The sequence below is a fragment of the Amycolatopsis sp. NPDC049253 genome (genome assembly GCF_040678995.1).
Classification (GTDB): Bacteria; Actinomycetota; Actinomycetes; order Mycobacteriales; family Pseudonocardiaceae; genus Amycolatopsis.
The window spans coordinates 646,582-668,104 of the sequence record NZ_JBFAQX010000001.1; the positions used below are offsets into that span (position 1 = coordinate 646,582).

At 70.1% G+C, this 21,523-nt stretch carries 15 protein-coding genes; 12 read left to right on the forward strand and 3 right to left on the reverse strand.

Features of this window, described 5'->3' with window-relative positions; genetic code table 11:
* The first annotated feature begins 12 nt into the window (after positions 1-12).
* Positions 13-1,296, forward strand: a complete 1,284-nt coding sequence (locus tag AB0K15_RS03335) for a hypothetical protein (protein ID WP_364045058.1) — start codon at positions 13-15, stop codon at positions 1,294-1,296.
* A 238-nt stretch (positions 1,297-1,534) separates the two neighbouring features.
* Here AB0K15_RS03335 and AB0K15_RS03340 read toward each other — a convergent pair whose 3' ends face one another.
* The 3 genes from AB0K15_RS03340 to AB0K15_RS03350 form a co-directional block, all read right to left on the reverse strand.
* Positions 1,535-2,599: a 2-oxoacid:ferredoxin oxidoreductase subunit beta gene (locus AB0K15_RS03340; protein WP_364045060.1), complete on the reverse strand. Its 1,065-nt coding sequence runs from the start codon at positions 2,597-2,599 to the stop codon at positions 1,535-1,537.
* Complete coding sequence (locus AB0K15_RS03345) at positions 2,596-4,545, reverse strand: 2-oxoacid:acceptor oxidoreductase subunit alpha (protein ID WP_364045063.1); 1,950 nt, start codon at positions 4,543-4,545, stop codon at positions 2,596-2,598. The genes AB0K15_RS03340 and AB0K15_RS03345 overlap by 4 nt, the downstream gene beginning before the upstream one ends.
* 392 nt (positions 4,546-4,937) lie before the next feature.
* Positions 4,938-5,384 (reverse strand): Lrp/AsnC family transcriptional regulator, encoded by a 447-nt coding sequence (locus tag AB0K15_RS03350; protein ID WP_220245995.1) that lies wholly within the window; start codon positions 5,382-5,384, stop codon positions 4,938-4,940.
* Positions 5,385-5,458: 74 nt separating this feature from the next.
* Between AB0K15_RS03350 and ddaH the strand changes: the two genes are divergently transcribed.
* The 11 genes from ddaH to AB0K15_RS03405 all read left to right on the forward strand — a co-directional run bounded on the left by ddaH (position 5,459) and on the right by AB0K15_RS03405 (position 21,521).
* On the forward strand, positions 5,459-6,301 hold the full coding sequence (gene ddaH / locus AB0K15_RS03355) for a dimethylargininase (RefSeq protein WP_364045066.1): 843 nt from the start codon (positions 5,459-5,461) through the stop codon (positions 6,299-6,301).
* A gap of 88 nt (positions 6,302-6,389) precedes the next feature.
* Entirely contained in the window at positions 6,390-7,040 is a 651-nt protein-coding gene (locus AB0K15_RS03360) for a polysaccharide deacetylase family protein (protein ID WP_364045069.1), read from the forward strand.
* Between the two features lie 276 nt (positions 7,041-7,316).
* Positions 7,317-8,027, forward strand: a complete 711-nt coding sequence (locus tag AB0K15_RS03365; protein ID WP_364045071.1) for a glycoside hydrolase family 75 protein — start codon at positions 7,317-7,319, stop codon at positions 8,025-8,027.
* A 246-nt stretch (positions 8,028-8,273) separates the two neighbouring features.
* Positions 8,274-9,590 (forward strand): nucleotide sugar dehydrogenase, encoded by a 1,317-nt coding sequence (locus tag AB0K15_RS03370; protein ID WP_364045073.1) that lies wholly within the window; start codon positions 8,274-8,276, stop codon positions 9,588-9,590.
* A complete protein-coding gene (locus AB0K15_RS03375) occupies positions 9,580-10,767 on the forward strand; it encodes a glycosyltransferase family 4 protein (protein WP_364045075.1) in 1,188 nt (395 codons plus the stop codon). The genes AB0K15_RS03370 and AB0K15_RS03375 overlap by 11 nt, the downstream gene beginning before the upstream one ends.
* A 143-nt stretch (positions 10,768-10,910) precedes the next feature.
* Entirely contained in the window at positions 10,911-12,260 is a 1,350-nt protein-coding gene (locus AB0K15_RS03380; protein ID WP_364045077.1) for an exopolysaccharide biosynthesis protein, read from the forward strand.
* Complete coding sequence (locus AB0K15_RS03385) at positions 12,257-13,966, forward strand: Wzz/FepE/Etk N-terminal domain-containing protein (RefSeq protein ID WP_364045079.1); 1,710 nt, start codon at positions 12,257-12,259, stop codon at positions 13,964-13,966. Before AB0K15_RS03380 ends, AB0K15_RS03385 begins: the two co-directional genes overlap by 4 nt.
* Before the next feature lie 14 nt (positions 13,967-13,980).
* On the forward strand, positions 13,981-15,894 hold the full coding sequence (gene asnB / locus AB0K15_RS03390) for an asparagine synthase (glutamine-hydrolyzing) (RefSeq protein WP_364045081.1): 1,914 nt from the start codon (positions 13,981-13,983) through the stop codon (positions 15,892-15,894).
* Positions 15,895-15,901: 7 nt separating this feature from the next.
* Positions 15,902-18,082, forward strand: coding sequence for a bi-domain-containing oxidoreductase (locus AB0K15_RS03395; protein WP_364045083.1), 2,181 nt, complete (start codon positions 15,902-15,904; stop codon positions 18,080-18,082).
* Positions 18,082-19,977: an alginate lyase family protein gene (locus tag AB0K15_RS03400; protein WP_364045085.1), complete on the forward strand. Its 1,896-nt coding sequence runs from the start codon at positions 18,082-18,084 to the stop codon at positions 19,975-19,977. Before AB0K15_RS03395 ends, AB0K15_RS03400 begins: the two co-directional genes overlap by 1 nt.
* Positions 19,978-19,997: 20 nt before the next feature.
* Positions 19,998-21,521 (forward strand): right-handed parallel beta-helix repeat-containing protein, encoded by a 1,524-nt coding sequence (locus tag AB0K15_RS03405; protein ID WP_364045087.1) that lies wholly within the window; start codon positions 19,998-20,000, stop codon positions 21,519-21,521.
* Positions 21,522-21,523: the final 2 nt, after the last annotated feature.

The following is a 21,523-nucleotide window of genomic DNA, read 5'->3' on the forward strand; positions in this document are numbered from 1 at the left end:
GGGGCAGAGAAGATGTCCATTTTCGGACAAGTCTGGCTGTGGAGCCTGTTGGCGTTCTTCGTCGGCGCGCTCGTGGCCTGGTTGGTCCTCGTGTTGCCTGCGCGCAAGCGCATCCGTGAGCTGGAAGACGCGCTGGCGTCCGCGCACACCGAGAACGCACGCACCCCGGCCAACGCGGCCGCGCTGGCCGCGTCCAGCCGGACGTCGGTGCTGCCGCCCGTCGACGCTCCCGAAGCGCCGGAACCGGTGGGGTCGCCGGTCTTCACGTCCGAGCTCGCGGAGCCCGACGGCGAGCCGGCGTGGACACGCGACCAGCGCGAGCACGCGCCGACCGAGCTGATCGTCGCGGCGCCGCCCGCCGGGTTCGACCCGGAGGCGGAGTACGACGCCGAGTACCGCACCGCGCCGGAACCGGACGCTTCACCCGAAGCGGACGAGTCGGTCCCGGCGTCCTCCGTGGACAGTGGTGACGTCTACCGCGCGGCCGCGACGGAGTACCTCAGCCCGGTCTCTCGCGAACCGGACAGCGGTCACCACCACGCCGTCGATTCAGCGGACGAGGACCACGGCAGCGGCTACCACCGCGCGGTGGAACCGTTCGAGAGCACGCTGGAGCCCTCGTCGTTCGAGAGCCGGCTGGACCCGCCCATCGTGCCCGACGAGCCGGTGTCGCTCTTCCAGCCCGCAGCGGAACAGTCCGAATCGGACTGGTTCTCGAAGGAACTGCCGGAGCGCTCGCCCTTCGAGGACGCGCCGGGCGGCGACTATCTCGACGAGCCGGAGTCCACTGAGCACCTGACGCCGGCGCCGGCCATGGCCCAGCAGACGGCCGTGGCGGACGAGCCCGAAGAGTCCACAGAGGAACCCCTGGAGCCCGGCGGCCTGCCGAAGCGCCAGCCCCGCGAGTCCCCGCGCGGCGGCTTCGACCCGCCGCGGCCGATCCAGCCGTCGATGCGCCCGGTCGAACGCCGCGAGCCGGACCTCACGGGCGCGCACAGCGGTTCGCTGTTCGAGCCGTCGGTCCAGCCCAACCAGGTCGCCGCCATGGCCGCGCCCGAACCGCCCCCGGCCCGCGACACCGGCGAGGACTCCGTGCCGCCCGGCCCCTTCGGCCCCGGCTCCGCCATGCCCCGCCCCGGTGGCGGCCGCCCGTCGGACGCCTTCACGGTCAAGGCGAGCGTCACCGCTTTGCGGTACTGCACCGAGGAATCGCCGCAGTTCCCGCGCATGGTGGCCGAAGTCTGGTTCCGCACGTCGGCCGACGCCGAACGAGTGGGTTTCCGGCCGCTTTCCTAATTGCCTGCGGCTTCGCCGGAGCAACCAGGAAAGCTGTTTTTTTGGCGTCGGCTCCGCCGCCGCGTGCGAGATCGCCCTTGAGCCGGCTCCTTCCCACCCGACACGGCCGGCCCCGGGGGCCGACCACATCGGGCGGGAAGAAACCGGCGCGATCTCGCGGTGTGGCTGAGTTCCATACCCAGCAACGAAAAAGGCCTCCCCGCCACGAAGCGGGGAGGCCTTTTTCGATAGCCGAGGCCTAAACCACAGTCCAGGTGTCCTTGCCGCGCAGCAGGCCCTGCAGGTCGGGCTTGCGGGCCGCGCGGGCCTCTTCCACCTGGGCCCGGGCGCCGTCGTCGTAGGTGGGGCGCTCGACCTGGCGCAGGATGCCCGTGGGGACGTGCGTCAGGTTCTGGTCGCCCAGGCGGGTCAGCGCGAAGGCGTACGACGTGTCGGCGATGGTCGGGTCGTGGACGACCAGCTTCTCCTCGCCGATGTCGCTCACCTTGGCGATGTCCAGGCCACCCCACTCGCCGCGGCGGACGCCGAACTCGCCCTGCGCGCCGAAGCGCATCGGCTCACCCGCCTTCAGCGGGATGAGCCGGGACGCGGCCTCGTCCTTGTCCTTCAGGACGTCGAAGGCGCCGTCGTTGAAGATGGGGCAGTTCTGGTAGATCTCGACGATCGCCGAGCCGCGGTGGCGGGCCGCCGCCTCCAGCACCTCGGTGAGGCCCTTGCGGTCGGAGTCCAGCGCGCGGCCCACGAACGACGCCTCGGCGCCGATCGCCAGCGACAGCGGGTTGAACGGCGTGTCCACCGAACCCATAGGGGTCGACTTGGTGACCATGCCCTGGCCCGAGGTCGGCGAGTACTGGCCCTTGGTCAGGCCGTAGATCCGGTTGTTGAACAGCAGGATCTTGATGTTCACGTTGCGGCGCAGCGCGTGGATCAGGTGGTTGCCGCCGATGGACAGCGCGTCGCCGTCGCCGGTGACGACCCACACCGACAGGTCCGGGCGCGTGGTGGCCAGGCCGGTCGCGATCGACGGCGCGCGGCCGTGGATCGAGTGCATGCCGTAGGTGTTGAGGTAGTACGGGAAGCGCGACGAGCAGCCGATGCCCGAGATGAACACGATGTTCTCGCGCTTGAGGCCCAGCGTCGGCAGGAACGACTGCACGGCGTTGAGCACCACGTAGTCACCGCAGCCGGGGCACCAGCGCACTTCCTGGTCGGACTTGTAGTCCTTGGCCTTCTGTGGTTCGTCGGTGGTGGGAACGAGGTCCAGACCACCGAGCTGCGGCAGTCCGAGGTCGATGGCGGTCACTTGACGCCCTCCGGAACGGTGCTGGTGATGATGTCGGCGAACACGTCCTGCAGCTCTTCGGCCTTGAACGGCAGCCCCGCCACCTTGGTGTACGAGTGCACGTCGACCAGGAACTTCCCGCGCAGCAGCAGCGCGAGCTGGCCCAGGTTCATCTCCGGCACCACGACCTTGTCGTAGGACCGGAGCACCTCGCCCAGGTTCGCGGGCAGCGGGTTGAGGTGGCGCAGGTGCGCCTGCGCGATCGGCATGCCCAGCTTCCGCACGCGCCGGCAGGCCGCGCCGATCGGGCCGTAGGACGAGCCCCAGCCGAGCGCGAGCACGCGCGCCTTGCCGCCCGACGGGTCGTCGACCGCCAGGTCGGGCACGTCGATGCCGTCGATCTTGGCCTGGCGCAGCCGCACCATCTTGTCGTGGTTGTCGGGTTCGTAGGAGATGTGCCCGGTCCGGTCGGCCTTCTCGAGGCCGCCGATGCGGTGCTGCAGCGCCGGCGTGCCCGGCACGGCCCACTCGCGCGCCAGCGTCTCCGGGTCGCGCACGTAGGGCCAGAACTCGCCGGAGCCGTTGTCGGAGTTGGGTTCCGTGGCGAACTCGACGCGCAGATCCGGCAGGTCCTCGACGTCGGGGACGAGCCAGGGCTCGGAGCCGTTGGCGATCGCGCCGTCGGACAGCAGCAGCACCGGCGTGCGGTACTTCAGCGCGATCCGCGTGGCCTCCAGGGCCGCGTCGAAGCAGTCGGCAGGCGACAGCGGCGCGATGATCGGCACGGGCGATTCGCCGTTGCGGCCGAACATCGCCTGCAGCAGGTCGGCCTGCTCCGTCTTGGTCGGCAGACCCGTGGACGGGCCGCCGCGCTGCACGTCGATGACCACGAGCGGCAGCTCCGTCATCACGCCGAGCCCGATGGTCTCCGACTTCAGCGCGATACCCGGGCCGGACGTCGAGGTCACGCCCAGCGCGCCACCGTACGAAGCGCCCAGCGCCGCGCCGATGCCGGCGATCTCGTCCTCGGCCTGGAACGTGATGATGCCGAAGTTCTTGTGCTTGGACAGCTCGTGGAGGATGTCCGACGCCGGGGTGATCGGGTAGGTGCCCAGCAGGATCTGCAGCCCGGACTGCTGCCCGGCCGCCACGATCCCGTACGCGAGCGCCGTGTTGCCGGTGATCTGCCGGTAGGTGCCCTGGTCGAGCTTCGCCGGCGCGACCTCGAACGTCGTCGCGAACGACTCGGTGGTCTCGCCGTAGTTCCAGCCCGCGCGGAAGGCGAGGATGTTGGCCTCGGCGATGTCCGGCTTCTTCGCGAACTTCTCGCGCAGGAACCGCTCCGTGCCCTCGGTCGGCCGGTGGTACATCCACGACAGCAGTCCGAGCGCGAACATGTTCTTGCACCGCTCGGCGTCCTTCTTGCCGAGGCCGGTGTCGGCGAGCGCGCCCTGCGTCAGGGTCGACATGGCGACCCGGTGGACCTGGAAGGCCGACAGCGTCTCGTCGTCGAGCGGGTCGTTGTCGTACCCGACTTTCACGAGGTTGCGCTTGGAGAACTCGTCGGTGTTGAGGATGATCGTGCCGCCCTGCGGGACGTCGCGCAGGTTCGCCTTCAGCGCCGCGGGGTTCATGGCCACCAGCACGTCGGGCCGGTCGCCGGGCGTGAGGATGTCGTAGTCGGCGAAGTGCACCTGGAACGACGAGACACCCGGGATCGTGCCTTGTGGTGCGCGGATCTCGGCGGGGAAGTTCGGCATCGTCGACAGGTCGTTGCCGAAGGCCGCGGCCTCGGACGTGAACCGGTCGCCCGTCAGCTGCATGCCGTCGCCCGAGTCACCGGCGAACCGGATGACCACCCGGTCGAGTTTGCTGACTTCGGTCGACCTCGAGCTGGTCAAGGAAGCGCTGCTGTGACCGTTGCCGGCCGCCGTGCTTCCCGGACCACCGTTCGCACTCGTGCTCATGGGTCAGGGAATCCCTCTCTCCCGACGTGCTGCGACCCCGGGTCGGCCCCCGGGGAACGCCCGCCCGGCGATGTCGGCTGGATCACCAGGCCTCCCCCGAGGTTACTCGTCGAGGACTCGGGAGTTCCCGAAGTGTGGGGTACCCGGAGTGGAGGCCTTCATCCCGTCACCGGCGGCGGGCGCCCTTTGTTACCTGTAACCGATGGTAACGGGATTTTCGGGGGAACCGCAGTGACGCACGTCTCCCACCGATGGGCCACACAAACCGGATTTCCCGGTCTGTGGCATGGACGATGCCACTGAATGGACTGGTCCCGCACCCGTGTCCCGCCATGTGGATGAGTTCATGCGAGTTCCCGATGAACCTCGGGGCGGGCGTCCGGCCCATCCGGTCAGCTCTGCGGGTTCGGCGGCCGTTCCAGCAGTCGCGACAGGACGACCGTGGAAACGGTGCGGTCGATGATCTCCAGCCCGCGCAGCCGCTCGAGCGCCGTCTCGAGGTGGTGGATGTCGGCGGCGCGCAGGTGCACGATCGCGTCGGCCGCGCCCGAGACCGTGTACGCGGCCACGACCTCCGGCAGTGGTTCAAGCCTTGCGCGGATGCGGGCGGGCGTGACGTTGCCCTGGCAGTGCACCTCCACGAAGGCCTCGGTGCCCCAGCCGAGCGCCTCCGGGTCGACGACCGCCGTGAAGCCGCGCAGCACGCCCGTTTCCAGCAGCCGGTCGACGCGGCGCTTGACCGCCGGGGCGGACAACCCGACGACTTTGCCGATCTCGGCGTAGCTGGACCGCGCGTTGGCCACCAGGCAGGAAACGATTCGCTGGTCGATGGTGTTCACACGCAATGTTTAGCAGGTATGTGCGCATCGAACAGCGATTGATTGCGTGGTTAGGCCGACCTTACCCTTCAACCATGCAGGCAGAGTCTGTGCAGCGCGTGCCCACCACCCGCCGTTACCTCATGTGCCCGCCGCGGTTCTTCGCGGTGGACTACGTGATCAACCCCTGGATGGACCCGACCAAGCCGGTGAGCGCCGACGTCGCGGTGGCGCAGTGGACCGAGCTGCGCGACACCTACCGCCGTCTCGGCCACACCGTCGAGGAGATCGAGCCTCAGCCGGGCCTGCCCGACATGGTGTTCGCGGCGAACTCCGGCACCGTCGTGGACGGGCGGGTGCTCGGGTCGCGCTTCCGGGCGCCGCAGCGCGCGGCCGAGGCCGAGCACTTCCGCCGCTGGTTCGTGGAGCACGGCTACCGCGACCTGACCATGCCGGAGCGCATCAACGAGGCCGAGGGCGACTTCGCCTGGACGGGCAAGCTGCTGCTCGCCGGCACCGGCTTCCGCACCGACCCGGCCGCGCACGCGGAGGCGCAGGAGGTGCTCGGCGTGCCCGTGGTGTCGCTGAGCCTGATCGACCCGCGTTACTACCACCTCGACACGGCGCTGTTCGTGCTCACCGAGGCATCGGACACCGCCGCGGCGCAGATCGCCTACTACCCGGAGGCCTTCTCACCCGGCTCGCAGCGCGTGTTGCGACGGCTGTTCCCCGACGCCGTGGTCGCCACGGCCGCCGACGCCGAGTGCTTCGGCCTCAACGGCGTCTCCGACGGGCGCAACGTCGTGCTGCCCCTGGAGGCGGTCGGGCTGGGTGCGCAGCTGGCGGAGCGGGGCTACGAGCCCGTCTACCTGGACATTTCCGAACTGCGGAAGGCCGGCGGCGGGCCGAAGTGCTGCACTTTGGAGATTCGCAAATAACTTTGTGTAGATAGTGTAACTACTCCATTTGCCAATTCGATTAATCGAGATGCAGGAGGTCCGACGCTCCGAACCGGGACGAGGTGCGATGGTCAACTTCACCGTGCACGGCATCGGCAGACCCCAGCGCGCGCTCGATCCGGGCGAAGACGAGCGCTGGATCACGGTGGAGCAGTTCGACACCTTGCTGGACGTCGTCGCGAAGTGCCCTGAATCGCGGCTGACCTTCGACGACGGCAACATCTCGGACGTCGAAGTCGCCTTGCCGCGGCTTGTGCAGCGAGGGCTGCGCGGGGAGTTCTTCCCGCTCGCCGGCCGGGTCGGGTCGCGGGGGTTCGTGGATCGGGCCGGGTTGCGTTCGCTCGTTGCCGCCGGGATGGATGTCGGCTCGCACGGCTGGGACCGGTTCGGCGCGCGGCGCTTCGAGGAGCGCGTGCTGCGGCGCGAGCTGGACGCGGCGCCGCGGTTGCTGGGGGAGCTGAGCGGACGCGCGGTGTGCCGCTATTCGTTGTCCGGCCGCCGCGTCGACCGGCGGGTGCTCGGCCGGCTGCGGGCCGCCGGGGCAACGCGCGTGTACGCCGGCTCGGGTCCGGGCAGTTCGACCGTTCGCGGCGGGGAGTGGTTGCAGCACCGCGTCGAGGTGCGCCACGACCTCGACCGCGAGTGGGCCGAGGGTGTGGTGGTGGGTCGTTACGGGCACCGCTGGCCGGGCCGGCTGACCGGCTTGCTGGCTTTCTAGACCTCACCTCGAGCGCACCGCCTCAAGGAGGCGTTCGGTGCGTTCGGTGCCACCGCCGCCGCACTGGGGTGTTCCGGTCGGCGGGAAGCCGGGTGGGGAGTTTTCCCAGCTCCGGGTGCCGGTAGCTGGGGTTTCGTCAAGTCCGCCGTACTGGTGGGAAAACCACTGACGGCCGAGCTCTTGTCACCGTGCGCGCCTGGGTGCATCCTGTGCGCTACGCCGCACCAGTAAAGAAACTTTCCTAACTAACAGTCTCCTGACTGACAGGGAGCCTCGATGAGGAAGCTGATCCTGTTCGCAGCCATGGCGGTCGCCGCCGCGGTGATGCCGGCGGCGGTGGCGTCGGCCTCGGCCACGCCGGCGGGTCCGGACCACGCCCAGGTCGCCGCGGCACCGGCCGCGGGCCCGACGGCGGCGCAGCTGCTGGCGAAGACCAACAGCTGCAACCAGATCTCGGACGGCAAGTACAAGACCGACGAGGACGCGGGCTCCAAGACCGTCGCCGTGTGCGACGCCAACGGGGCCGTGTTCTGGAAGGCCGACATGGACATCGACTGCGACGGGCAGCGCACGTCGCAGTGCAACGAGGACACCGACTGCTGTTTCCAGGACGACACCGCGTTCCACCAGAGCGACGGCCGGCCGCTGAATGCCGCGACGTTGCCCTACATCGTCGTGCCGAGCTCCAGCGGCACGTGGAACTACTCGTCGTCCGGGCTCAAGGGTGGCGGTTCGTGCGCGGTGATCTACAACGGAAAAGTCGAATACACCGTCATCGGTGACACCGGGCCGACCGGGATCATCGGCGAGGCTTCGTATGCGACCGCCAAGGACCTCGGCATCAATCCCGACCCGTCCAACGGTGGCACCGACTCCGGCGTGACCTACATCTGCTTCAAGAACTCGAAGGTCTCGCCGATCGAGAACCACGGCACGGCCACGAGCACCGGGCAGAACCTGGCCGGCACGTTCGTGAACAACAACTGAACCTGACGGACAACGGCGCCGGGGAAGCTTTGCCGAGCTTCCCCGGCGTTTCGTCGCTTCTTGGCCGAAATGGCGCTACGGCAACGGAAAATGTTGTCGAGACCACTACGCCGAGCTGAAACACAGCCGAAAAAGCGCACAATCGATACGCAAATCCGGTTGCCATTTCTCCGCCGACCTGAACGGGTAACGAACTGCGTCCGCGCGCCGACCAAGGGATCAGCGAATGCGGGCGGAGGTTCAAGCGTGAGGATCAGTGTCTTCGGGCTGGGGTACGTGGGGTGTGTGTCCGCGGCCTGTCTGGCGGGGAACGGGCACGAGGTCGTCGGGGTCGACGTGAACCCGGTGAAGGTCGACCTGGTGACGCGCGGCAACGCGCCGGTGGTCGAGGAGCGCATCGGTGAGCTGACGGCCGAGGTCGTGGCGTCGGGGGCGCTGCGCGCGACCACCGACGTGGCCGAGGCGGTGGCGGCGACCGACGTGTCGCTGGTCTGCGTGGGCACGCCTTCCGCGCCCAACGGCAGCCTGTCCACCGAGTACCTCGAACGCGTGGCCGACGAGATCGGCGAAGCGTTGGCGCAGAAGGAAACTCGGCACACGGTGGTGTTCCGCAGCACGATGCTGCCGGGCACCTGCCTCGACCTGCTGGTGCCGATCCTGGAGAAGTCCAGCGGCCGCACCGCGGGCGTCGACTTCGGCGTGGCGGTGAACCCCGAGTTCCTGCGCGAGGGCACCAGCGTCCGCGACTTCTTCGACCCGCCCAAGACCGTGATCGGCGAGCTCGACACGGCCAGCGGCGACATCGTGGCCGAGCTCTACACGGGCCTGCCCGGCGATGTCTTCCGCGTGCCGATCCCGGTGGCGGAGATGACCAAGTACGCCGACAACGCCTTCCACGGCTTGAAGATCGGCTTCGCCAACGAGCTCGGCGCCGTGTGCCGCGCGCTCGGGCTCGACTCGCACAAGGTGATGGACGTCTTCCTCGCCGACCGCAAGCTCAACGTGAGCCCCGCGTACCTGCGCCCGGGCTTCGCGTTCGGCGGTTCTTGCCTGCCGAAGGATCTGCGTGGCCTGGTCTACGCCGCGCGCCGCGCCGACGTGTCGGTGCCGATCCTCGAGCACGTGCTGCCGTCGAACGAAGATCACCTGCAGCGCGCGTTCGACCTCGTCGCGCGCACCGGCAAGCGCAAGGTGGGCCTGTTCGGCCTGTCGTTCAAGCCGGGCACCGACGACCTGCGCGAGAGCCCGCTCGTCGAGCTGGCCGAGCGGCTGCTGGGCAAGGGCTTCGACCTCAAGATCTACGACGCCAACGTGAGCCTTTCGCGCCTGATGGGCGCCAACCGCGAGTACATCGAGAGCCGGCTGCCGCACCTTGGCCAGTTGCTCGCGGGCTCGGTCGAAGAGGTGCTGGAGCACGCCGAGGTGTGCCTCGTCGGCACCGCCGACCCGGCCGTGCTGGCCGCTCTTCCCCACGGCGGCGAGCAGACGCTCGTCGACCTCGTCCGCCTCCCCGACGCCGAGGTGCGCCGGGCCGAAGAGGGATACGTCGGCCTTGCCTGGTGACAAGAAGAAAGCCCTGATCCTGGTCGAGAACCTCTCGGTCCCGTTCGACCGCCGCGTGTGGCAGGAGTGCCAGACGCTGCGGGACGCCGGCTGGGAGGTGCACGTGATCTGCCCGCAGGGCACGAAACGCGACACCGAACCCGAAGCCGTCATCGACGAGGTGCGCATCCACCGCTACCCGCTCACGGCGGCGACCGGCGGTCCCGCGGGGTACCTGCAGGAGTACGGCTCCGCGGTCTGGCACACCTTCCGGCTGGCCCGCAAGGTCGGCCCGGTCGACGTGGTGCACGCCTGCAACCCGCCGGACCTGCTGTTCCTCGTGGCGCGGATGCTCAAGCGCCAGGGCGCGAAGTTCGTCTTCGACCAGCACGACCTCGTGCCGGAGCTGTACCTGTCGCGCTTCGACCGCGGCCAGGACCTGCTCTACCGCGGCGTCTGCGCGCTCGAGCGCTCCACCTACCGCGCGGCCGACGTCGTGATCGCCACCAACGAGAGCTACCGCCAGGTCGCCCTCATCCGCGGCGGCAAGCGGCCCGAGGACGTGTTCGTGGTCCGCAGCGCGCCCGTGGTCGAGCGCTTCCACGAGGTGCCGGCGGAGCCGGAGCTCAAACGCGGCAAACCGCACCTGCTCTGCTACCTCGGCGTGATGGGGCCGCAGGACGGCGTCGACTACGCGTTGCGCGCGCTGGCTTCCCTGCGTGACGAGATCGGCCGCGACGACTGGCACGCCGTGTTCGTGGGCGCCGGCGACGCGTTCGACGACGTGGTGGCGCTGTCGAAGGAGCTGGGCCTGGCCGACCAGGTCGAGTTCACCGGCCGCGTGTCCGACGCCGACCTGCTGCGCTACCTGTCCGCGGCCGACGTGTGCCTTTCGCCCGATCCGCTCAACCCGCTCAACGACGTGTCGACCATGAACAAGATCATGGAGTACATGGCGATGAGCAAGCCCATCGTCTCGTTCGAGCTGCGCGAGGCCCGCGTGTCCGCGGGGGACGCCGCGCTCTACGCGCCGGCCAACGACGTGACCGAGTTCGCGAAGCTCGTCGCCGTGCTGCTCGACGACCCGCAGATGCGCGTCCGGATGGGCGAACTCGGCAAGGCGCGGGTCAGCGGCCCGTTGGCCTGGGCGAACTCGCAGAAAGCGCTGCTCGCCGCGTACGAGCGGGCTGTGCGCTGAGCCCGCGTGCTTGATCGCGGTTTGAACAAGGTTCGTGCGTTCGGTGTAACCAACGCCTCCAGCACGACGACGGGGTCAGTGACCGGTACGCCACTTTCGGAGGGGAGACCCCGGTTTTGAGTGACGACACGGTACGACTTTCGATGGTGGGACAGGTTCTGCGCAGACGCTGGAGGGCGCTGCTGATCCTGGTGGTCGTGGGGGCGGGCGTCGGCGCGGGGGCTTCTGTCGTGCTTTCGCCCGGGTACGAGACCACGGCGAGCGTGCTGCTGCAGGGCCCGCGCCAGGCCGACGAGCTGCTGACGCAGGCCCAGGTGGCCACCAGCTCGGTGGTCCTGGACCGCGCGGCCGCGGCGCTCGGCATGCGTGAGGCCGGTCCGGACCTCCAGAAGAAGGTCACGGCCTCGGTGGCGCAGGGCAACGTCGTGGCGATCACCGCGTCGGGCGACAGCCCGGAGCACGCGCAGCAGCTGGCCGATCAGGTGGCCAAGGAGTTCGTGAAGTACTCCACGCAGCTGCTGGCGAACTCGGCCGACACGTCGGCGCAGCTCGCGCAGGAGCAGCGGGAGGCGCTGCGCCAGCAGGTGGCGCAGACCAACCAGCGCATCCTCGACCTCTCGCGTTCGGTCACGGACGGCCAGACGGTGGAGGGCGTGCAGGTCCGCACGGAGCTGCAGGGCCTGCGCACCTCGCTGGAGCAGGCGATGAACAACCTCAACGCGGCCGACGCGGCCACGGGCGCCGGGAACATGGTCGTGATGGGGCCGTCGGAGAAGCCGACCTCGCAAGCGGCGCCCACGCTGCCGCAGCTCGCCGGGGGCGGCGCGATCCTGTTCTTCCTCATCGGTCTGCTCAGCTACCTCTTCGGCGCCCGCAGCGACCGCCGGCCGCGCAGCGAGACGGAGATCGGCTCCGCGCTGGGCGCGCCGGTGCTGGCGAGCGTCGACGTGCCGGAGACGGGTGAGCCCGAGCGCACCGCCGGCTTCCGGGGTGTGCTGAGCCGGATCACGGGTAGCGACAAGCCGTGGAACCTGCCGGAGGTGCCGGCTTCGGCCGACGAGTCCAGCCGCGAGGTGCGGTACCGCCGGGTGTTCGCCCGGCTGGGCACCGACCGCGACGGCGTGCTGCGGCTGCTCGTGCTCGTCGCCGCCGGTGACAGCGCGGCGCGGCGCGCGGCGACGCAGTTCGCGAAGGTCGCCGAGACGGAGCGGGTGCGGGTGCAGCTGACGGTCGCGGAGGTCACCGTGGGCTCCGGCGTGCAGCCGACCGTGCCCGACGGCACCGCCGGGGTGCTCGTGGTGCTCTCGGTCGGCAGCCGCAGCGCGTGGGAGCTCGTGGCGATCGCCGAAGCGTGCGCCGACGCGGGCCACGAGGTGCTCGGCGCCGTGCTCACGCGTCAGGTCCGTGTCACCGGGAAACCGCGCAGAGAACCCGCCTCGGCGGATCCACCCCAGGTCCCGGTGGACCGTGACGTGATGGCAGGTTCGTCGTGACCGGTTCGCAGAGTTCCTCGCCGCCGCTGATCGACTTCCAGCGGCTCATCGTCGCCGTGCGCCGGCACCGCCGGCTGTGGGTCACCTTCGCGTTGCTGGGCCTCGTGCTCGGCGGCGCGGTGGCCGTGCTGCTGCCGGCCCCGCCGACCGCGGTCACCAAGATCATCGTGATCCACCCCGACGACTCGCCGACCGACAGCGGCACGCTGATGCGCACCGACGTCGCCGTGCTGGAGACCGCGCAGATCGCGTCGGCCGCGCTGCAGAAGGTGCACAGCACCGAGGCGACCGAAGACTTCCTGAAGGACTACACCGGCCTCGGCCTCACCAACAACGTCATGCAGGTGACGGTCACGGCCAAGACCAAGGAAGACGCCGTCGCCAAGGCCCAGGCGCTGGCCGACGTCTTCATCGACGACCACGTGAAGCGCAACCAGGCCGCCGCGACCGCGCAGGCCAAGGCGCTGCTCGACCAGCGCACGCAGGCGCAGCAGCAGCTGGCGCAGATCGACTCGCAGGCCGCCACCGAGGCGGACAAGGGCAGCCGGGCCAACGCCGGCACGCTGGAGCAGCTGTACACCCAGCGCGCGGACCTCGTGTCGAAGATCGCCGACCTGCAGAACCAGGCGCAGCAGGCGGGCATCGGCACACCGCAGGTGGCCGCGGGCACGCAGATCGTGGACGCGCCGGCGATCCAGAAGGTGTCGTTCCTCAAGACCACCGCCACCAACGGGGCCATCGGCTTCGCGCTGGGGCTCGCCCTCGGGCTGGCCCTGGCGATGGTCACCGCGCTCGTGCGCGACCGGCCGGTGCTGCGGCGTGAGGTCTCCGAGCACCTCGGTGCGTCGGTGATCGCGCAGCTGCCGTCGAGGCTGCGCGGCCCGAAGCGGTTGTGGGCCAAGTCGAAGCCGGTGGTCGAGCGCAAGCGCGTGGCCGTGACGCTGGTGCGGGCGGCCAGGGCCGAACGTGGGCCGCTTTCGTTGCTGGAGCTCGGTGCGCCTGGCGTGGCCGCGGAGCTCGCGGTGGACATGGCGGCGGAGCTGGCCGAGGACGGGCCGGTCGTGGTGATCGACGACCTGCCGGGCCACGACGCGAAGCGGCTGACCGTGGCCGGCGACGTGAAGGTGGTCGAGGTCGGGGACCCGTCGATCAAGCGCGCGGTCTACCGGCTCGGCGTGGGCACGGTCGCGCCGGGCACGGCGTGGACGGACCTGGAGTACCTCGGCACGGAGACGGTGCTGGTCGTGCGCTCGGGACACGCGAACACGCTGTGGCTGCACACCGTGGCCCGGCAGCTCGCCGACTGCGGCATCCCGATCCTGGGTGTGGTGCTCGTCGATCCGGACCCGAAGGACCAGACCGACGGGACGCTGTGGGACGGCCTGCACACCGCGTTGCGCGGGCGCGCGTCCGTGGTGGCGGCGAAGCAGATCGAGAAGCCGCCGCGGAAGTTCGTCGAGCAGGAGCCGGAGAAGCCGATCGACTGGCCCGTCGAGCATGACAGCGAGACGACTGTCGAGGCTTCGGTCGTCAAGCCGGTCATGCCGGTGGAGAAGAAGGACCACCTCGAAGCGCCGACGCGCCGGCTGAGCCCGGTGCCGCGCAAGCCCGAGGAGCGCGCGCCGGAACAGCGCAAGCCCGAGCCCGGCAACTCCGAGATGCCGACCAAGAAGTTCGCGCCCGTCCAGTCCGGTCCGGAAAGCTAGAGAGGGTCACGCACATGTGCGGCATCGCAGGTGCCTACCACTGGCCGGACGGCGGCCCGCTCACCGATCGGCTCACGAAGTGCCTCGCGCACCGCGGGCCCGACGGTTCGGGTCGGTACGACCACCGGGCCGGCGCCGGGGAAGTCCACTTCGGACACCGCAGGCTGTCGATCGTGGACCTGTCCGAGACGGGTGCGCAGCCGATGGTGGCCGAGGGGCTCGCGCTGACGTACAACGGCGAGCTCTACAACGCGCCCGAGCTGCGCGCGGAGCTGGAGGGCAAGGGCGTGCGGTTCCGCGGCACGTCCGACACCGAGGTGCTGCTGCGCGCGTGGCGCGAGTGGGGGGTCGATTGCCTGCCGCGCCTGCGCGGGATGTTCGCGTTCGGCGTCTTCGACGAGCGCACCGGTGAGCTCACGCTGGTGCGCGACCAGCTGGGTATCAAGCCGCTGTTCTTCGTGCGGCGGGGCGGTGGCGTCGCGTTCTCCTCGGAGCTCAAGGCGCTGGCCACCGAGCTCGGCGGCACGCTGGAAGTCGACAAAGCGGCACTCATCGCGTCGCTGCTGTACTACTGGGTGCCCGACAGCCGCTGCGCGTACCGCGAGGTCGAGAAGCTGCAGCCCGGCACGTGGGTGCGCTTCCGTCCCGACGGCACGAGCGAGCGCGGCGCGTACTGGTCGCTGCGCCGGGTCGCCGAGGAAGGCGAGGCCTATCGCGGTGACGTCGACCTCCACCAGGTGATCGCCGACTCCACGAGCAAGCACCTGCTCTCCGACGTCCCGGTCGCCACGTTCCTCTCCGGCGGCCTGGACTCCAGTTACCTCACCGCCCTGGCCGCGCGCCGGCAGCCCGGGATCTCCGCGTACACCATCGGTTTCCGCGCCGAGGACGCCAAGTTCGAGGCGATGCCGGACGACCTGAAGTACGCCCGGATCGTCGCCAAGCAGTTCGGCGTGGACCTGCACGAGATCGAGATCGCGCCGCAGGTGCTCGACCTGTTGCCGCGCATGACCTACCACCTGGACGAGCCCATCGGCGATCCAGCGGCCATCAACTCGTTCCTCATCTGCTCGGCCGCGCGCGAGGCCGGCGTGAAGGTGATGCTGTCCGGGATGGGCGCCGACGAGATGTTCGCCGGCTACCGCAAGCACTACGCGAACCAGCTCGCCCTGCGCTACCAACGCGTGCCCGGTCTGGTGCGCAAGCCGATCGAGACCGTCGTGGACCGCCTGCCGGTCGCGTCCGCCAGCCGCGGCTACCGCACGGTGCGCTTCGCCAAGCGGTTCCTGTCGTTCGCGGAGCTGCCGGAGGAGACGGCGTTCCGGCGCAGCTACACGATGTACGACCGCGGCGAGCTGCTCGACCTCGTGAACCCGGACCTGGCCGCCGACGTCGACGACGTGCTCACCGAGCACGCCGACACCTACCACGACCAGCACCTGCGCGACTACGTCAACCGCATGTGCCTGGCCGACACGCGGATGTTCCTGCCCGGCCTGAACCTCACCTACACCGACCGCTCGACGATGGCCGCCTCCACCGAGGTGCGCACGCCGTTCGTCGACGTCGAGGTGGTCAAGGCGGCGTTCCGGGTGCCCGGCAACAAGAAGATCGTCGGCCGTCAGGGCAAGGCGGCGCTCAAGGAAGCCGCGCTGGCGATCCTGCCGAAGGAGATCGTCTACCGCCCGAAGGGTCTCTTCAGTGCCCCGCTGCGGGCGTGGATGAGCCGCGACCTGGCCCCGCTGGTGCAGGAGGTCGTGAACGAGGGCGTGCTCGTCGAATCCGGGTTCCTGCAACGCGAAGCGCTGCAGAAGCTCGTGGCCGAGGACGCCGCCGGGCAGCAGGACCGCGCGAAGCACCTCTGGCACGTGCTGACCCTCGAGTACTGGTACCGCGCCGCTTCTTCCACCGCGATTTCGAGCAGCTAGGAGTGCTGTGAAGCAGGTAGTGCAGAACTACAAGAGCGGGGAGCTGGCCCTCCTCGACGTCCCCGTGCCGGCGTGCAAGCCGGGCGGCGTGCTCGTGCGCACGGTGTACTCGTTGATCTCGACCGGCACCGAGATGATGAAGGTGTCCGAGGCGAGCATGTCGATGATCGGCAAGGCGCGCTCGCGACCGGACCAGGTCGCCAAGGTGATGCAGAGCGTCGCCACCAACGGCCTCGCCGCCACCTACCGCAAGGTCACCAGCAAGCTCGACTCCTACACGCCGCTGGGCTACTCGCTGGCCGGTGTGGTCGTCGAGGTCGGCGCGGGGATCGACGACGTCGCGGTGGGCGATGTCGTGGCGTGCGCGGGCAACGAGCACGCGCTGCACTCCGAGCTCAACTGGGTGCCCAAGAACCTCTACGCGCGGGTGCCGGCCGGTCTCGAACCGCGGCACGCGGCGTTCGGCACGGTCGGCTCGATCGCGATGCAGGGCGTGCGCCGCGGTGAGCCGCAGCTCGGCGACCTGGCTCTGGTGATCGGCCTCGGCCTGATCGGGCAGCTCGTGGTCCAGCTGCTGGTCGCGTCCGGCGTCCGGGTGGTCGGGGTGGACCCGGACCCGTCCCGATGCGAGCTGGCCGAGCAGCTCGGCGCGCTGACCTGCGCACACCCGGCGTCGGACACGATCGAGAGCGCCGTCGTGGAGCTGTCGGGTGGCCACGGCGTGGACCAGGTGTACCTGGCCGCGGGCGGCGCCTCGAACGACCCGGTGGAGCTGGCCGCGCGGCTCGCGCGCGACCGCGGCCGCGTGGTCGACATCGGCAAGATCTCGCTCAACCTGCCGTGGAACGCCTACTACGAGAAGGAGCTCGACGTCCGCTTCTCGCGTTCGTACGGGCCGGGCCGCTACGACCCGGAGTACGAGCTCGAGGGCCGCGACTACCCGATCGGTTACGTGCGCTGGACCGAGCGCCGCAACATCGAGTGCTTCCTCGACCTGGCCGCGCGCGACAAGCTCGACGTCGAACCGCTGATCACGCACACCGCCGACTTCTCGACGGCCGTGGAGACGTACAAGTCGCTGCAGGACGGCGAGCTCAAGGCCGTCGCGGTGCTGTTCCAGTACCCGGCCGGGCCGGAGGGCGAAGCCGGGCCGGTGGTGTCGTCGGTCGCGCCGCCCGCCGCGTTGACCACGCGAGCGACCCCGCGCGGACGGCTGCGTGTGGGGTTCGTGGGCGCCGGCAACTACGCGTCGTCGATGCTGCTGCCGCATCTGGTTGAGCAGGACCGCGTGGCACTGTCCGAAGTGGTCACCACCTCGGCGCTCTCGGGCGCCAACGCGAAGCGCAAGTTCGGGTTCGCTCGCGCCACCACGGACCTCGACGCGTTGCTCGCCGACGAGTCCGTGGACACCCTGTTCGTGGTCACGCGCCACAGCTCTCACGCGGAGCTCACGCGGCGCGCGCTGCTCGCGGGCAAGGCCGTGTTCGTGGAGAAGCCGCTGGCGCTTTCGGAGAAGGAGCTGCGCGGGATCGTCGAGGCCATTGAGGAATCGGGCAACAACCGGCTGCAGGTGGGCTTCAACCGCCGGTTCGCGCCGCTGCTCAACGAGGCCAAGGTGCAGTTCGGTCCCCGGTTGGGCCCGGCGTCGGTGCGCTACCTCGTGAACGCGGGCCGCCTGGAGTCCAACAGCTGGTACAACCAAGCCGACTCCGAGGGCTCCCGGTTCGTCGGTGAGGGCGGGCACTTCATCGACACGGTGAGCTGGTTCCTCGGCAGCGACCCGATCTCGGTCTACGCCACCGCGACCCCGGGCAACGACGACCTGCAGGTGCTGCTGCGCTACGCCGACGGCTCGACCGCGGCCATCAGCTACGTGACCAGCGGCTCCACGTCGTTCCAGAAGGAGACGCTGGAGGTGCTCGCCGACGGCAAGGTGCTGAAGTTCGACGACTTCGCCCGCGCCTCGGTGTACGGCAAGAAGCGCTGGGCCAGCTCGCGCATCCCGAAGGGCCGCGACAAGGGCCAGAAGGCCGAGATCGAGGCGTTCGTGACCGCGCTGACCACCGGTGTCGCGATGCCGATCGGCGTCGAGTCGCTGGTGAACACCACGCTGGCCACGCTCGCCGTCAACCGCAGCCTGGAGACCGGCGCGCCGGTGCGCCTGGAGCCGAAAGAGGTGCTCGGCTGATGGATCCCGCCTGGTACCTGCGAAGACTTTCGGCCATGAGCCCGGCCGAGGTCGCCGGGCGCGCCACGGATGTGCTGCGCAAGCAGCAGTGGCGCGGGGTCGCGAAGCAGAAGGCCACGTGGCTGTCGCACCGCGTGTTCGCCCGGCCGGCGGGCGTCGACGGTGTGTCGGCCGAGGCGCGCGCCGAGCTGCTGGCCACGGCCGAGCGGCTGATGGACGGCCACGCCGAGTACTTCGGCGTGGAGCGCGCCGACCTCGTGACGCCGGATTGGTCGTTCGACCCGAAGACCGGCCGCCGCGCACCCGCCGACGCGTACTCGTTCGACATCGCCTACCGCAGCGAGGACACGGTCGGCGACATCAAGCAGATCTGGGAGCCCTCGCGCCACCAGCACCTCACCGTGTTGGCCGCCGCGTACGCGCTGACCGGCGAAGACCGCTACGCCCACCGCGTGGCCGACCACCTGAAGTCCTGGTGGGCGGCCAACCCGCCGATGCGCGGTGTGCACTGGGTGAGCGGGATCGAGTTCGGCATCCGGCTCCTGTCGTGGGTGTGGGTCCGCCGGCTGCTCGACGGCTGGTCCGGCGCGTCCGGCCTGTTCGAGGACAACCCCGAGGCACTGCACCAGATCTGGCACCACCAGCGCTGGCTGGCGGCGTTCCCGAGCCGGGGTTCGTCCGCGAACAACCACGTGATCGCCGAGGACGCCGGGCAGCTGGCGGCCGCGTGCGCGTTCGACTGGTTCCCCGAGTCGCCCGCCTGGCGCGACGCGGCACTGAAGTCGCTGGACACGCAGCTGCAGGCCAACACGTTCGCGTCCGGCCTCAACCGTGAGCTGGCCACGGAGTACCACGGCCTGGTGCTGGAGCTGGGCCTCGCGGCCGCGCTGGAGGCCGGCCCGCTCGTGCCGACCTCGACCTGGCTGGTGCTCCGGCGGATGTGTGACGCACTGGCGTCCATTGTGGACTCGCAGTTGCGGCCGCCGCGCCAGGGCGACGCCGACGACGGCTACGGCCTGATCGTCGACGGCACCGGCACCAGCCGCTGGGCCTCGCTGCTCGCCACCGGCGACGCGTTGTTCGGCCGGCAGGAGTGGTGGCCGAAGGTGCCGGGCGGCGACGTCCGGACCGCGCTGTTCGCTTCGCTCGGCAGCGCCCCCGAACTCGCCGATCCGCGCCCGCCGAGGCGGATCGACGACCTCTTCGACGCCGGCATGACGATCCTGCGCACTCCGGCCGACGAGGCGGGGGAGATCTGGGTCCGCTGCGACGGCGGCCCCCACGGCTTCCTCGCCATCGCCGCCCACGCGCACGCCGACGCGCTCTCGCTGGAGGTCCGCCACGACGGCGTCGACATCCTCGCCGACCCGGGCACCTACTGCTACCACGGCGAACCCGAGTGGCGCTCCTACTTCCGCTCGACGCTCGGCCACAACACGTTGCAGCTCGGCGACACCGACTCCTCGGCGTCCGGCGGGCCGTTCCTGTGGACCCGGCACGCGCAGACCCGCACGCTCGCAGTCGGCCCGGTGCGCTGGCGCGCCGAGCACGACGGGTACTCGCCCGCCGTGCACCGCCGCTGCGTCGAGCTGGAGGACCGGACGCTGACGATCCTCGACGAGGTCGACGGCGACCGGACGCTGCCGGCGAAGCTGGCCTTCCACCTCGGCCCGCTCGTCGAGGTCACCCTCGACGGCAGCGCGGCGCGGCTGAGCTGGCCCGGCCACACGGCGACGTTGGCGCTGCCGCCGGCGTTGACCTGGACCGCGCACCGCGGCGAGACGAGCCCGCCGCTCGGCTGGTATTCCGCCGGCTTCGGCCGGCGCGAACCGTCGACCACGCTGATCGGCGTCGGCCCGGCCGCGGAACCCTTGACCACCACGTTGAGTTTTTAAAGATCGAAAGGATCCACCCGGTGCGATCGACCAGCAGGCTTGTGCTGTTCCTGGGTCTGCTGTGCCCGCTCGTCCTGGCCGGGTGCACGAGCGCGCCCGACGACGACGCCGCTTCGAGCCAGGCCGCGGCGACGTCGGCGGCGCCGTCCGGGCCGGTGGCGGCGGTGTGCGACAAGACGCCGCCCGGTCCCGCCACCGCACCCGCGGGGGCGGCGGCCGTGGCGGTGACCGACGACTTCGCCGCGAAGGTCCGTGACGCCCCGGCCGGCACCACGTTCTGGCTCGCGCCGGGCAGCCACCACCTCGGTGACGACCGGTTCGACCAGGTCCAGCCCAAGGACGGCGACGTCCTCATCGGCGGCCCGGGCGCGGTGCTCGACGGCCGCAAGCTCAACCAGTACGCGTTCACCGGCCATGCCAAGAACGTGAAGATCACCAACCTCACCGTGCAGAACTTCGTCGCCCCGCGCGACGAGGGCGTGGTGAACCACGACTCCGGCGACGGCTGGGTCATCCAGCACACCACCCTGCAGGACAACGACGGCGCGGCCCTGATGGCCGGCAACAAGCAGCAGGTGCTCGACAACTGCCTGCGCCGCAACGGCCAGTACGGCATGAACGCCTTCTCCGCCGGCGACGACATCACCGGGCTGGTGGTGCGCGGCAACGAGATCACCGGCAACAACACCGGTGACTGGGAGAAGAAGATCGACGGCTGCGGCTGCACCGGCGGCATCAAGTTCTGGGCCGTCAACGGAGCCGACGTGGTCGGCAACTGGGTGCACGACAACCGCGGCACCGGCCTGTGGGCCGACACGAACGACAACGACTTTCTCATCGAGGGCAACCTCATCGAGAACAACGACAGCGCGGCGATCATCTACGAGACCAGCTACAACGCCGTGATCCGCAACAACACGATCCGGCGCAACAACCTCGTCGACGGCCGCGACTACGCCGACCGCGGCGACTCGTTCCCGACCGCGACGATCTACATCTCCGAGTCCGGTGGCGAACCGCGGGTGAAGGCGCGCACGTCGAAGCTCGAGATCTACGGCAACGTGTTCGAGAACAACTGGAACGGCATCACCCTGTGGGAGAACGCCGACCGCTTCTGCAACAGCCCGGCCAACACCTCCAGCGGCGTCTGCACGAAGCTCCAGCCCGACACGGCCAAGTGCGCGGCGCCGGCGATCGCGCAGAAACCGCTGTACGACGACTGCCGCTGGAAGACCCAGCGCGTGGACGTGCACAACAACCGGTTCTCGCTGGTGCCCTCGGCGATCGGCTGCGAGGAGACGTGCGGGCGCATGGGCCTGCTGTCGAACTTCGGCACCTACCCGGACTGGTCGCCGTACAAGGGTGACGTGGTGCAGAACGCGATCACCTTCAAGCAGGGCAACACCTGGCACGACAACGCGTACGTGGGGCCGTGGACGTTCATCGCCACCGACATGAGCCACGTCCTCGGCATCGGCGAGTGGGAGGGCGCGCCCTACAACCAGGACGCGCGCACGACGTACGAGCGCGGCGGGGGTGGCTGACC

Bases quoted from the DNA above. Each gene is read 5' to 3' on its own strand.
- AB0K15_RS03335 (WP_364045058.1), top strand. From the start codon at position 13: ATGTCCATTTTCGGACAAGTCTGGCTGTGGAGCCTGTTGGCGTTCTTC.
- AB0K15_RS03345 (WP_364045063.1), bottom strand. From the start codon at position 4,545: ATGAGCACGAGTGCGAACGGTGGTCCGGGAAGCACGGCGGCCGGCAAC.
- ddaH (WP_364045066.1), top strand. From the start codon at position 5,459: ATGCAGGCAGAGTCTGTGCAGCGCGTGCCCACCACCCGCCGTTACCTC.
- AB0K15_RS03360 (WP_364045069.1), top strand. From the start codon at position 6,390: ATGGTCAACTTCACCGTGCACGGCATCGGCAGACCCCAGCGCGCGCTC.
- AB0K15_RS03365 (WP_364045071.1), top strand. From the start codon at position 7,317: ATGAGGAAGCTGATCCTGTTCGCAGCCATGGCGGTCGCCGCCGCGGTG.
- AB0K15_RS03380 (WP_364045077.1), top strand. From the start codon at position 10,911: ATGGTGGGACAGGTTCTGCGCAGACGCTGGAGGGCGCTGCTGATCCTG.
- asnB (WP_364045081.1), top strand. From the start codon at position 13,981: ATGTGCGGCATCGCAGGTGCCTACCACTGGCCGGACGGCGGCCCGCTC.
- AB0K15_RS03400 (WP_364045085.1), top strand. From the start codon at position 18,082: ATGGATCCCGCCTGGTACCTGCGAAGACTTTCGGCCATGAGCCCGGCC.